This window comes from Ruegeria sp. E5 (genome assembly GCF_056534105.1).
Map to the genome: position 1 here is coordinate 615,443 of NZ_JBQFPA010000001.1, position 11,936 is coordinate 627,378.

11 protein-coding genes are annotated in these 11,936 nt (G+C 56.7%); 7 read left to right on the forward strand and 4 right to left on the reverse strand.

What is annotated here, in order from left to right; translation table 11 throughout:
• Positions 1-10: 10 nt before the first annotated feature.
• A complete protein-coding gene (gene lexA, locus ACR0BI_RS03145; protein WP_170465326.1) occupies positions 11-709 on the forward strand; it encodes a transcriptional repressor LexA in 699 nt (232 codons plus the stop codon).
• Here lexA and ACR0BI_RS03150 read toward each other — a convergent pair.
• Positions 703-2,730, reverse strand: coding sequence for a ComEC/Rec2 family competence protein (locus tag ACR0BI_RS03150; protein WP_480561442.1), 2,028 nt, complete (start codon positions 2,728-2,730; stop codon positions 703-705). The two genes, lexA and ACR0BI_RS03150, sit on opposite strands and share 7 nt — an antisense overlap.
• 78 nt (positions 2,731-2,808) lie before the next feature.
• Here ACR0BI_RS03150 and gltX point away from each other — a divergent pair, with 78 nt between their 5' ends.
• The 3 genes from gltX (at position 2,809) to ACR0BI_RS03165 (ending at position 6,738) form a co-directional block, all read left to right on the forward strand.
• The gene (gene gltX / locus ACR0BI_RS03155; protein WP_480561441.1) at positions 2,809-4,215 is read left to right on the forward strand and encodes a glutamate--tRNA ligase; all 1,407 of its coding nucleotides are present in this window, start codon (positions 2,809-2,811) and stop codon (positions 4,213-4,215) included.
• Positions 4,216-4,329: 114 nt separating this feature from the next.
• Positions 4,330-5,625, forward strand: coding sequence for a citrate synthase (gene gltA, locus ACR0BI_RS03160; RefSeq protein ID WP_170392967.1), 1,296 nt, complete (start codon positions 4,330-4,332; stop codon positions 5,623-5,625).
• 171 nt (positions 5,626-5,796) lie between these two features.
• Positions 5,797-6,738: an autotransporter domain-containing protein gene (locus tag ACR0BI_RS03165; protein WP_170392966.1), complete on the forward strand. Its 942-nt coding sequence runs from the start codon at positions 5,797-5,799 to the stop codon at positions 6,736-6,738.
• A 9-nt stretch (positions 6,739-6,747) separates the two neighbouring features.
• Here ACR0BI_RS03165 and ACR0BI_RS03170 read toward each other — a convergent pair whose 3' ends face one another.
• Positions 6,748-7,815 carry a PA0069 family radical SAM protein gene (locus ACR0BI_RS03170; protein ID WP_223117998.1) on the reverse strand — a complete coding sequence of 356 codons (1,068 nt, stop codon included), beginning with the start codon at positions 7,813-7,815 and terminating at the stop codon, positions 6,748-6,750.
• A 315-nt stretch (positions 7,816-8,130) separates the two neighbouring features.
• Between ACR0BI_RS03170 and ACR0BI_RS03175 the strand changes: the two genes are divergently transcribed.
• Together ACR0BI_RS03175 and ACR0BI_RS03180 are read left to right on the forward strand one after the other, a co-directional pair.
• Entirely contained in the window at positions 8,131-8,829 is a 699-nt protein-coding gene (locus ACR0BI_RS03175; RefSeq protein WP_170392964.1) for a corrinoid protein, read from the forward strand.
• A gap of 101 nt (positions 8,830-8,930) precedes the next feature.
• Positions 8,931-9,596 (forward strand): DUF1638 domain-containing protein, encoded by a 666-nt coding sequence (locus tag ACR0BI_RS03180; RefSeq protein WP_480561440.1) that lies wholly within the window; start codon positions 8,931-8,933, stop codon positions 9,594-9,596.
• 3 nt (positions 9,597-9,599) lie between these two features.
• Here the strand turns inward: ACR0BI_RS03180 and ACR0BI_RS03185 are convergent, their stop codons facing one another.
• Positions 9,600-10,010, reverse strand: a complete 411-nt coding sequence (locus tag ACR0BI_RS03185) for a SufE family protein (RefSeq protein WP_170392962.1) — start codon at positions 10,008-10,010, stop codon at positions 9,600-9,602.
• A 141-nt stretch (positions 10,011-10,151) separates the two neighbouring features.
• Here ACR0BI_RS03185 and ACR0BI_RS03190 point away from each other — a divergent pair, with 141 nt between their 5' ends.
• Positions 10,152-10,676, forward strand: a complete 525-nt coding sequence (locus ACR0BI_RS03190; RefSeq protein ID WP_170405998.1) for a hypothetical protein — start codon at positions 10,152-10,154, stop codon at positions 10,674-10,676.
• Here ACR0BI_RS03190 and rnd read toward each other — a convergent pair.
• Complete coding sequence (gene rnd, locus ACR0BI_RS03195; RefSeq protein WP_170392960.1) at positions 10,673-11,830, reverse strand: ribonuclease D; 1,158 nt, start codon at positions 11,828-11,830, stop codon at positions 10,673-10,675. The two genes, ACR0BI_RS03190 and rnd, sit on opposite strands and share 4 nt — an antisense overlap.
• Between the last annotated feature and the right edge of the window lie 106 nt (positions 11,831-11,936).

Genomic DNA, 11,936 nt, shown 5'->3' on the forward strand with positions numbered 1-11,936 from the left:
GGTATGAGCAATGCTGACCAAGAAGCAATTGGATTTGCTGGAATTCATCCACAAACGCGTGCAAGCGGACGGTGTTCCGCCCAGTTTTGATGAGATGAAGGCCGCGTTGGATCTACGGTCAAAATCCGGGATTCATCGACTGATCACCGCGCTGGAAGAACGTGGCTTTATCCGCCGCCTTGCCCATCGAGCCCGTGCCATCGAAGTTGTCAAGCTGCCCGAAAGCCTTGGGGGAGAGCCAACTACAGGTTTCAAACCCCGTGTGATTGAAGGCGATCGCCCTGAAGGTCCACGCCCCGCGAACTTTGAACCCATCACAGTTGATGCAATGGAATTGCCTGTTATGGGCCGGATTGCTGCCGGTGTACCGATCGAAGCGATCAGCCATGTGTCGCACCGCGTTGCGGTACCGGGCTCGATGGTTTCGGGCCGTGGTGAACATTATGCGCTTGAGGTTCGTGGCGACTCGATGATCGACGCCGGTATCAACGATGGCGATGTCGTGGTGATCCGCGAAACAACGGCCGCTGACAACGGTGACATCGTGGTGGCATTGGTGGAAGATCAGGAAGCCACGCTGAAACGGTTTTTCCGCCGAGGTCAGGCCATTGCGCTGGAAGCGGCGAATCCGGCCTATGAGACCCGCGTGCTGCCAGAGGACAAGGTGAAAGTTCAGGGCCGCCTGGTAGGCTTGATCCGAAGCTACTGAGGCAGCTTGGGGGACCATAGGCGGCGGCCTGAGATATCAGAACTCGCGAACAAACGCCCCTTGGATAACGCAAGACTGCCTGTCTTCCGCAGAAATTCCGTATCGTAAACGCTGCATTCACCGGTCAAAGTCAACGACACCGGGGCGACAATGATCTGATCTTTCCTGCATTCCTGAAAGGCGCTCGCAGCCCGCTTGCTAGTCAAGTGGACAAGCTCTTTGTCTCCCAGAAGAAAACGTTGAATTCCCGCTGGTGCCTCTGGCCATCGCAAAGCGGCCTTTGGTTGATCTGCCCCGTCCCCGTCATTTTCCAGCCAAACCGACGCGACAAATCCGCTGCCTTTCGGTTTGCTCAGCGCGCGCCCGTGTTCAGTCATCACTCCGACCAGCCCGCCGGTATCGGCGATCAGCACGTCTGGGCGGCTTCCCTGACCCCACAGCGCTATCGCCAATGCCGCCGGGGCGATGCCGAGCCACCGTGCGTGCCCTTGCCACAGCATTAGCCACAGAAGAGACAGAGCCAGAACAGGCAATACGAAATAGTCTGGGCTTACCACGTACCCGCGCGCGCCCTCCAGTCCCGCGACCCAATTGGCAACGGTAAGGATCCATCTCAGCCCAAGACCCATTACGTGCAATGCAATCGCTTCAAGCCCAAAAGGTGCAAGAAGGGCGGCGACCACCGCACTTGGAACGACCAGCGTTCCCATGACGGGCACGGAGACGAGATTTGCCAACAACCCGTAGTGTGAAATAGCGTTGAAATGCGCCGCCCCGATCGGAGCTGTCGCGATCCCCGCGATCGCCGAGGATGTCAACAAGGCCAGCATAGGCCGCAGCCATTTTGGGCCTGGCATTGGGCCATAGCCCCGCAACGCGCCAAACCCTGCGACCAAGGCGGTTGTGGCTGCAAAAGACATCTGAAATCCGGGGCTCAAAAGAGTTTCTGGACGAAAGGTAAGAACAATCAGCGCAGCCACGGCCACCGCCCGCAACGAAATCGCGCGCCGGTCCAGCAATACGGCCCCCAGCATAACGCAGACCATCACAAAGGCGCGCTCAGTCGCGACGTTCCCACCAGACAGAAGCAGGTAGATTGTCGACGCGAATAACGCGCAGAGCGCTGCCACCTTGCGTACGGGCATGCGAAGCGCGATGACAGGTACCATTGAGAACCCCATGCGGCACGCCACAAAAACGAAACCGGTCAGCAAACCCATGTGCAGGCCCGAAATCGCCAGAAGATGAGCCAGGTTGGACGCGCGCAACGCCTCTAACGAGGCCTGCCCCATCCCGCTGCGATCACCGGTAGTTACGGCGGCGGCAAAGCCCCCGACTTCGCCCGGCAGGATCGTGCGCACCCGATCCGAGATCTCCATGCGCAAGGCCGTGATACGCACTCCGTCCAAACCATCTTGCGCCGCAGCCGACGTCAGGACCGGAACCCGAGTGTATCCAACAGCGCCAAGTTGCTGGAACCAGGCGTGGCGGCGAAAATCAAAACCTCCGGGTTCAACTGGCCCTTGCGGCGGCGAAAGATGTGCTGTGGTCATAATCCGCTGACCCGGGGACAGCGCAACTGACTCCCCGTGAATAGACAGCCGGATGCGCCGGGGTCTTTGATCAGCAGGAACGTCCCCGATCCGCACCTGATCCAATGTCACCCTCAGCGCATCCGACGCAGAGCGGTCCAGCGCTACGACCCTCCCCTCGACCGGGCCATAGTAACGCCATTGCAGGACCGGCTCCGCAACCATATGTGCCCGCGCCCCGGCCAGAGCGAACCCCATCGCGATCAGGGCTAAGCCAGTGGCCAGCGGTGACCACGCGGCCCCCATCCAACGGGTGGAGGCAAGCGCCAGCAAGGCAAGCGCCAGAACGCCGACATAGAGCTCAACCTCAGGTTCGAACCTGAGGCTGAAATACCAACCAATCCCGACCGCCAGGCAGATCGGGGACCACGGAAACAAGTGCCCCCGCTGGGTCAGCAACGCGGTCTCGACCCGTGTCAGAACACGCATGGTTGCCCCCGTCCTTCGGGCTGGGTAGATAGTCGCCAAACTATGCCCGCTAAGGTTACCAAAAGGTTAATCCACACCATGTCCGATCAGGTCGTCACCCGTTTTGCCCCCTCTCCCACCGGATTTCTGCATATCGGTGGCGCCCGCACTGCTCTGTTCAACTGGCTTTATGCGCGGGGTCGCGGCGGCAAGTTCCTGTTGCGGATCGAGGATACCGATCGGGAACGTTCCACGCCGGAAGCAACAGCGGCCATACTGCAAGGCATGGACTGGCTAGGGCTTGATCATGACGGTGAGGTCGTCAGCCAATTCGAGGGTGCCCCTCGACATGCAGAGGTCGCGCATCAATTGCTGTCCGACGGCAAGGCATACAAGTGCTTTTCGACGCAGGAAGAAATCGCTGCATTCCGTGAACAGGCGCGGGCCGAGGGGCAGTCGACCCTGTTTCGCAGCGCATGGCGCGAGGCCGACCCGGCCACCCATCCGGACGCACCTTACGTGATCCGCATCAAGGCTCCGCAAGACGGTGCCACTGTGATCCGCGATCAGGTGCAGGGCGATGTCACCATTCGCAACGATCAGTTGGATGACATGATCCTGCTGCGTTCGGATGGGACTCCGGTCTATATGCTGGCCGTTGTGGTTGACGATCATGATATGGGCGTGACTCATGTGATCCGGGGCGACGATCACCTCAACAACGCCGCCCGTCAGATGATGATCTACGAGGCGATGGGTTGGGATGTACCAGTCTGGGCGCATATCCCTTTGATCCATGGACCCGATGGGAAAAAGCTCAGCAAACGTCACGGTGCGTTGGGGGCGCAAGAATATCAGGCCATGGGATATCCGGCATCCGGAATGCGCAATTATCTGGCTCGGCTGGGCTGGAGCCATGGGGATGATGAGTTCTTTACCGATGCCCAAGCTAAAGAGTGGTTCGATCTGGATGGCATCGGCAAAAGCCCGGCGCGGTTTGATGTGAAGAAGCTTGAAAACCTTTGTGGACAACATATTGCCGTCGGGGAAGATGCCGCGCTGCAGCATGAAATTCAGGGATATCTGAAGTCAGCTGGTTTGCCGCCGCTTTCCGAAACACAATCCAGTGATTTGGTCCGTGCGATGTATTGCCTCAAGGATCGCGCACGTACGTTCCCGGAACTCATTGAAAAAGCTCATTTTGTGCTTACATCGCGACCTATCCAGCCAGATGAAAAGGCCGCAAAGTCGCTGACATCTGTATCCGACGGTATACTGAAAGAATTGACGCCGCAGCTGCAAAATGCTAGCTGGTCCCGAAACGAACTGGAGGAGACCCTGAATTCGTTCGCAGAGGCGAATGGGGTTAAGTTCGGCAAATTGGCTGGTCCGCTGCGGGCGGCACTAGCGGGCCGGGCAGTTACACCTTCGGTATTTGACATGATGCTTGTGCTTGGGCGCGATGAAACCCTGGCGCGGCTTTCTGATGCAGCGAACCCGGCCTGATTTCACATAAGGGTAACGCTGCTCCGTTAAGAACGGACTGCGCGACGGAACGCAGTCGTTGCCTGCTTTGTCGGACAGCGATCCGGCATACGCACGAATGAAGAAGGGACAAACATGACCGAGAGCAAAAAATCAGCCAAACTGACTGTCCACGGCGAAAGCTATGATCTGCCGGTGTTTTCTCCGACCGCTGGGCCCGATGTGATCGATATTCGCAAGCTCTATGGTCAGGCTGGCGTCTTTACTTATGATCCGGGTTTCACGTCCACCGCAAGCTGTGACAGCACCATTACATTCATCGACGGTGACAAGGGTGAGTTGCTGCATCGCGGTTATCCGATCGAACAGATCGCCTCGAAGTCGCATTTCCTCGAACTCAGCTATCTGCTGCTGTATGGAGAGCTGCCTTCGGCGAAGGATCTGGAGAACTTCGAGACCACAATCACCCGGCACACGATGCTGCACGAGCAGATGCAGTATTTCTATCGCGGCTTCCGCCGGGATGCGCATCCGATGGCCATCATGGTGGGTGTGGTTGGTGCCATGTCCGCGTTCTATCACGATTCGACCGACATCGCGGACCCGCGTCAGCGTGAAGTAGCTTCGCACCGTTTGATCGCAAAAATGCCGACCATCGCGGCCTGGGCCTACAAATACCATATCGGTCAGCCCTTCGTGTATCCGCGCAACGACCTGGACTATGCGTCAAACTTCTTGCGCATGTGTTTTGCCGTTCCTGCCGAAGATTACGAGGTGAACCCGATTCTGGCACGCGCCATGGATCGTATCTTCATGCTGCAGGCTGATCACGAACAGAACGCCTCGACTTCGACGGTGCGTCTGGCATCTTCTTCGGGTGCAAACCCGTTCGCCTGTATCGCGGCCGGTATCGCCTGTCTCTGGGGTCCGGCCCATGGTGGTGCGAACCAGGCTTGCCTTGAAATGCTGGAAGAGATCGGCAGCGTGGACCGCATCCCCGAGTTTATCGAGCGCGCCAAAGACAAAGATGACCCGTTCCGTCTGATGGGCTTTGGCCACCGCGTCTACAAGAACTTCGATCCACGCGCGAAAGTGATGAAGCAATCGGCAGACGAAGTACTTGACCTACTGGGCGTGGAAAACAATCCCAAACTACAGGTCGCGAAGGCGCTGGAAAAACAGGCTCTGGAAGATCCGTATTTCATCGAGAAGAAACTGTTCCCGAATGTCGACTTCTATTCGGGCATCGTGATGGAAGCGATGGGCTTCCCGACCTCGATGTTCACGCCAATCTTCGCGTTGTCACGTACCGTTGGCTGGGTTAGCCAGTGGAAAGAAATGATTGCCGATCCACAGAATAAGATCGGACGCCCACGTCAGCTTTATCTGGGCGCGACCAACCGCGATTACGTGGACATCGAAAACCGCTGATCCACACACAATATCGATGTTAAGACCCCGGTTATCCGGGGTCTTTTTTTCCGTAGCGTTACCAAAATGAGACCGTTCGAAACCAATCGTAAATGACTGTTTCGATGCATCTTTCCGCACTGCCTCAGTCCGCCTAATGTTGCCGCGTCCGGCGAATATTGTTTGGTTCTCATGCGTTTCATCTTCTTGTTCATTATGTTGCTACTTGCGCAATCGGCATCCGCTCAAAGCGTGCTGGAGCGTGCTTTTGAGAAGCAGCAGCAGGAAAACGCCGCCGGGTCGTTGGCAATCTTGGGGTTGGCAGGCATCCCGGACGATTCTGCCAGCGCAATCTCACTGCAATCAAATACTGACAATCGCGATTACGATTTCAAATCCGCCCAGCTGGGCGGCGGGTTTCGCCTTGCTGAGGGCGTGCCGATCTATCTTGAGGGGTATATAGGCTACGCGCGCTATGACCCCGTTCTGACCTTCAGCGGCACCGGAGATACCACGCGTATTCCGCTGAAATGGACCAGCCTCGCCCTTACCGGCGGTGTCGGCTATCAGTTCGACATCGGCGAGTATTGGAAAATGACCCCGATGGCCCATATCTCGGTCGGACGTACGCAATCCGACGCATCTGTCGGTGCGCAAGCCATAGCCAACCGCCTGGGGCTTGATCGAGACTTTCTCGAAAGCGGCGGCATCTGGGCTGGTGGCGCAGGCGGATCGATGACGGTCTCGTACGAGAAAGCTCTGTCCAACGACCGGGAATTCGAGGCAAGCCTGCGCTATACCCATATCGAATACTGGCCTATCGGAGACAACGAGGACCTGTTGGTTGAATCAACTGCCGCAAATGCAGTTCTGTGGTCACGCTACCGCTTTCCAACTGGAAAACGCATGTTCGGTCGCCCGGTCCGCTGGGTGGGCGATCTGTCCCTGTCCTATCTGATCGGGGATCAGTCACTTGTATTGGGCACCGACTGGCTGGCCCGCGTAGGTGGTGGGATCGAGGTCGATCTGTCTGACACATGGGTGCCTTGGGTATCAACGACACGGTTTATGGTCCGCTACTACGGCAGCGATACCGTCAACGGATTCTCGGCCGGTATTGGCATTAGTTTCTGAACCAAGGCTTCAAAACAAAGCCAGTTGATCACCGGGCTGGGGTGGAGGTGCAAACGCCGCACAGTTCAGTGGCGGCATGTCTGTCGACAGCCCGAGACGTTTGACTGCGGCCTTGAACCGTTGCGCAATCATCTCGGCATAGGTCCCCTCGCCCCGCATGCGGTGGCCCCACCGGGGGTCATATTCCCTACCCCCATGCATTTCGCGCAGCCGTGCCATCACCTTCTCAGCCCTGCCCGGCTGATGTTCGATCAGCCACTCGCGCCAGAGCGCGGATACTTCACGGGGAAGCCGCAGCATGATCCAGCTTGCAGCATCGGCGCCAGCCTGCTTTCCGGCCTCCAACAGGATTTCCAATTCATGATCGGTTAAACCGGGAATCACCGGAGACGTCATAACGCGCACAGGCACGCCAGCCTCGGTCAGGTTGCGGATCATTCCGAGCCTGCGCTGCGGTGAAGGCGCCCGGGGTTCCATCCGTCGGGAAAGATCGCGGTCCAATGTGGTCAGCGAGATGCCAACCCGGACAAGGCCATTGCGGGCCATCGGTGCCAGAATATCAAGATCACGCTCGATCAGAGTCCCCTTGGTCACAATACCGACCGGATGTTGAAAATCTCTCAGAACCTTTAGACAGCTTCTTGTTATCTTGCGGTTTTTTTCGATCGGTTGATAGGGATCGGTGTTGGTTCCCAGTGCAATCGTGGCCACCTTGTAAGAACGTGCTGAGAGTTCGCGACGCAATAGCTCAGCCGCATTGGGTCGCGCAACAAGGCGGGTTTCGAAATCCAAACCCGGAGACAGCCCCAGATACGCATGCGTTGGCCGAGCAAAGCAATACACGCATCCATGCTCGCAGCCCCGATATGGGTTTATGGATCGGTCAAAAGGTAGGTCCGGCGACTTGTTATAGGTGATCAGATTGCGCGCCATTTCTTCCCGAACTTCGGTCCGCAACGGGGGCAGTTCCTCTGGCAAATCCCAGCCATCTTCGGTCAACTCGGTTGTAAACCTCTCGAATCGACCTGCTTCGTTTGAGGTTGCTCCGCGCCCAGGGCTTTTGATGGCAGCAGTCATTTGTTCGCTTTTTGTTCCTATCACTAGATGTAATTAAAACCAGTTTCACTGGCAAGATTCATGTTTCGATTTCCAAAAATCATCAGATGCTCGAAACAGGCGACGCATTAGACTGCAGGTGAATTTACCGTGGCTAATGAAACCAATGCAGGATGATCTTGCAAAATTCGATGTCGCTGAGTGCGAATATTCGGCCTATAGGTCGGTCTCAGAACGACCTAGGTCGCAATCGTCACAGTAGACCTGCGACGAAATGGCCAAAACGGTGAAAATGCCACCACGGGCCGCAGGCCCGCACAGCTCAGGGAAATACCCATGTCTGATGAAGAAGACATCGTCCTGTCCGAACTGAATGACGACGAACTCGTCGAACAGATGTTCGATGACCTTTATGACGGCCTGAAGGAAGAGATCGAAGAAGGTGTGAACATCCTGCTCGAGCGCGGATGGCAACCCTATGACATCCTGACCAAAGCGCTGGTTGGCGGCATGACAATTGTCGGCCATGACTTCCGCGACGGCATCCTGTTCGTGCCTGAGGTTCTGCTGGCGGCCAACGCCATGAAAGGCGGTATGGCGATCCTGAAGCCTCTGCTGGCTGAAACTGGTGCTCCGCGCGTTGGCAAGATGGTGATCGGCACCGTAAAGGGTGACATCCATGACATCGGCAAGAACCTTGTTGCGATGATGATGGAAGGCGCCGGGTTCGAAGTTGTCGATATCGGCATCAACAACCCAGTCGAGAACTACCTCGAAGCGCTGGAAAACGAACAGCCCGACATTCTGGGCATGTCCGCTCTGCTGACGACGACGATGCCTTATATGAAGGTCGTAATCGACACGTTGGTCGAACAAGGCCTGCGTGATGAGTACACCGTTCTGGTTGGCGGCGCTCCGCTGAACGAAGAGTTCGGCAAGGCGATCGGCGCTGACGGTTATTGCCGCGACGCAGCCGTGGCGGTGGAAATGGCCAAGGACTTCATGTCGCGCAAGCACAACCAACTGGCCGGCTAAGGCGCGAGATCATATCGTGAGACAGGCCGTCCTTTTTGGGGCGGCCTTTTTTGTCCGAACCTCGGGCACATATTTAGCTAGAGACCAGCCAGAGAGATCAGATGACCGACTCACAGATCCCAGACGATGACAGCCTGACCCGTCAGGGCTATGTCGCAGCGCACAGCGCCGAGTCGATTCTTCTGATCGCATGTGGTGCACTGGCCCGCGAGATTCTGGACCTGAAAGAACGGAACGGCTGGGATCACATGGCCCTGACTTGCCTGCCCGCCATTTTGCATGTGCACCCGGAAATGATCACACAGGCGGTCGAGGATGCGGTTGCCAAGCATCGAGACTCATACGACCGGATCTACGTTGTCTATGCCGATTGCGGAACCGGTGGCTTGTTACAGGCAGCGTGCAAGCGACTGGGGGTCGAGATGATCCAAGGGCCCCATTGCTATTCTTTCTTCGAGGGCAATTTGGCCTTTGCCGCGCATGGCGACGATGAAACCACCGCTTTTTATCTGACAGATTTCCTTGCGCGGCAGTTTGATGCGTTTGTCTGGAAACCGCTGGGTCTGGACCGTCATCCTGAATTGCGAGAGATGTATTTCGGCAATTACACCAAGCTCGTCTATCAAGCACAAACTGATGATCCCAACCTCACTCGCCGCGCGCAGGAGTGTGCCGAACGGATGGGGCTGGAATTCGAACGTCGGCAAACCGGCTATGGCGATTTGGAAACCACGCTTGCTGACTGGGCAGCGCGCAAATCCACCTAAAAGTCAGGCGCTGGCCAATGCCACTTCGCGAATACGTTCTATCATAGCGCGTAACCCGTTCGAACGTTGGGCAGACAAATGATCCTGCAACCCCAGTCGCGCGAGTTCTCCACCGGCATCAACACTGGGCACCTCGGCCACCGGCAAGCCGTTATACAGGCTACGCAGAACCGCAATCAGGCCCCGAACAATCAGGGCATCGCTGTCACCGTCAAAGCGGAATTGACCGCCCTCAATGGTTGGATGCAGCCAGACCTGACTGGCGCAACCATTCACCTTGGTCGCAGGGACTTTGAATGCATCATCCAGAGGCTCCATCGCTTTGCCCTGCTCGATCACATGGCGATAGCGGTCTTCCCAGTCCTCCAGGAACTCGAAATCCTCGACTATCTCTTCGAAGGCTGGCGTTGCCATATCGGGTCCGTCCTTGCGTTACGCATTCACAATTGTGAACTATGCTCAGCGCTACCGACTGTCCAGTCCCCAGCGTGGCTTTTCAAACGATCGAATTTGCGTTAACCCGATGCAGGTAAAGTTGCACAAAGTACTGGGTCCATGCACAAAACTCTGCCTGTTCTGATGATCTCCACAATGGCTCTGTCCGCTTGTAGCAACTGGAGCAACTCAAGCGCGAATCCATCGAACTGGTTTGGCAGCAGCACACCCAGCCCATCCGAAGTATCAGCCGATGACGCTAATGCCTTGGTTCCCGAAAATGCCGACAAAAAAGGCCTGTTCGAGCGTCCGGACGCCGAGGATAACAGCGTTCCAATCGCCGTGATCAACGAATTGCGGATCGACCCAACCTCGACGGGTGCAATCATCTATGCGGCTGGCACAGCCATTCGACAGGGTGCGTTCAACGCGCAGCTCGCGCGCGTAAGATCTGAAGAACTCAGCAAAAATGGCGTTATGGAATTCACCTTCCGCGTGGATTACCCGGACTACGCCACTGCGCAGGGCACCGAACGGTCGCGGATGGTTTCAGAGGCCGTCAATGTAAGCCGGAAAGAACTGGAAGGTATTCGTTTAGTTCGGGTCAAAGGCCAGCAGAACGCGTTGGAATCCCGTCGCCGTTAAAGCGAGACAACCTGCACGGCCTGTCCCTTGGCGGCCAAAGCAATCTTGCCTTCGCAAAGCTTCAGCGCGTCCTCGCCAAAAACCTCGAACCGCCAACCAGACATGGCGGGAACTTCTCGTTCTCCTGCAGCGATCTGATCCAATTCCGCGCTGGAGGCGATCAATTTTGCGGCAACGCCTGCGCTTTCGGTCTTTGATTTCAAAAGAACGCGCAGCAAATCTGCAAGTGCAGGGTTGACCTTCAGCTTGTCGCGGCTGTTGTCAATTTTCGGCAATCGGTCTTGCGGGCAACCTACGCCCCGTTTTACCGCCTCCAGAATGCCTTCTGCGATCGCCCCTTTGCGCGCTTCGCGCAGCAACAAGCGCGATCCGCCCAGATCAGAGGGCGTCTTGGGCTTGGTCGAGGCCATCTCGATCAACGCATCGTCTTTGAACACACGGCTTCGTGGCACATTGTTCTCTTGCGCATAGGCCTCGCGGAACTGCGCCAGCTCTCGAACCACGGCCAGAAACTTGGCAGAGTTGGTCCGCGTTTTGACCCGCCGCCACGCCTCTTCCGGGCGAATGTCATATGTCTCGGGTCGGGTCAGTATGCGAAGCTCTTCTGCGACCCAGTGATCCCGGCGCGACTTCTTAAGTTCTGCAGCCAGATGCTCATAGATTTTCCGAAGATGGGTTACATCTGCCAATGCGTATGTTTTCTGCGCTTCCGTCAGAGGGCGCCGTGACCAGTCGGTGAAGCGAGAAGTTTTATCGACCCCTTCCTTGCAAATCTTCCGGACCAGAGTCTCATAGCCAACCTGTTCACCAAAACCACAGACCATCGCAGCGACCTGAGTATCAAACAACGGAGTCGGAAAGACTCCCGCGTCGACCCAAAAAATTTCAAGATCCTGCCGCGCGGCGTGGAAAACCTTAACCACGCTTTCGTCGCTGAACAGCTGGTACAAAGGCTCCAGCGACATGCCGTCAGCCAATGGATCAACCAGAACGGCGCTGTCTTCATCTTCCGATGGCACTGCAAGCTGCACCAGACAGAGTTTCGAATAATAGGTCCGTTCGCGCAGAAATTCGGTATCTACAGTGACATAAGGATATTGTGCAGCAGCCGAGCAGAATGCGGCCAGCTCTTGCGTCGTCGTCAGGGTTTTCATGCGCGGTGCTGTTCTTGCTTTTGGTTATTGTGACTGCCCGTGCCGTCCTCGTCCCGAGCGATATGCGACCATAAGACGAATAACCTTTGCGTGTAAATCACCCCGC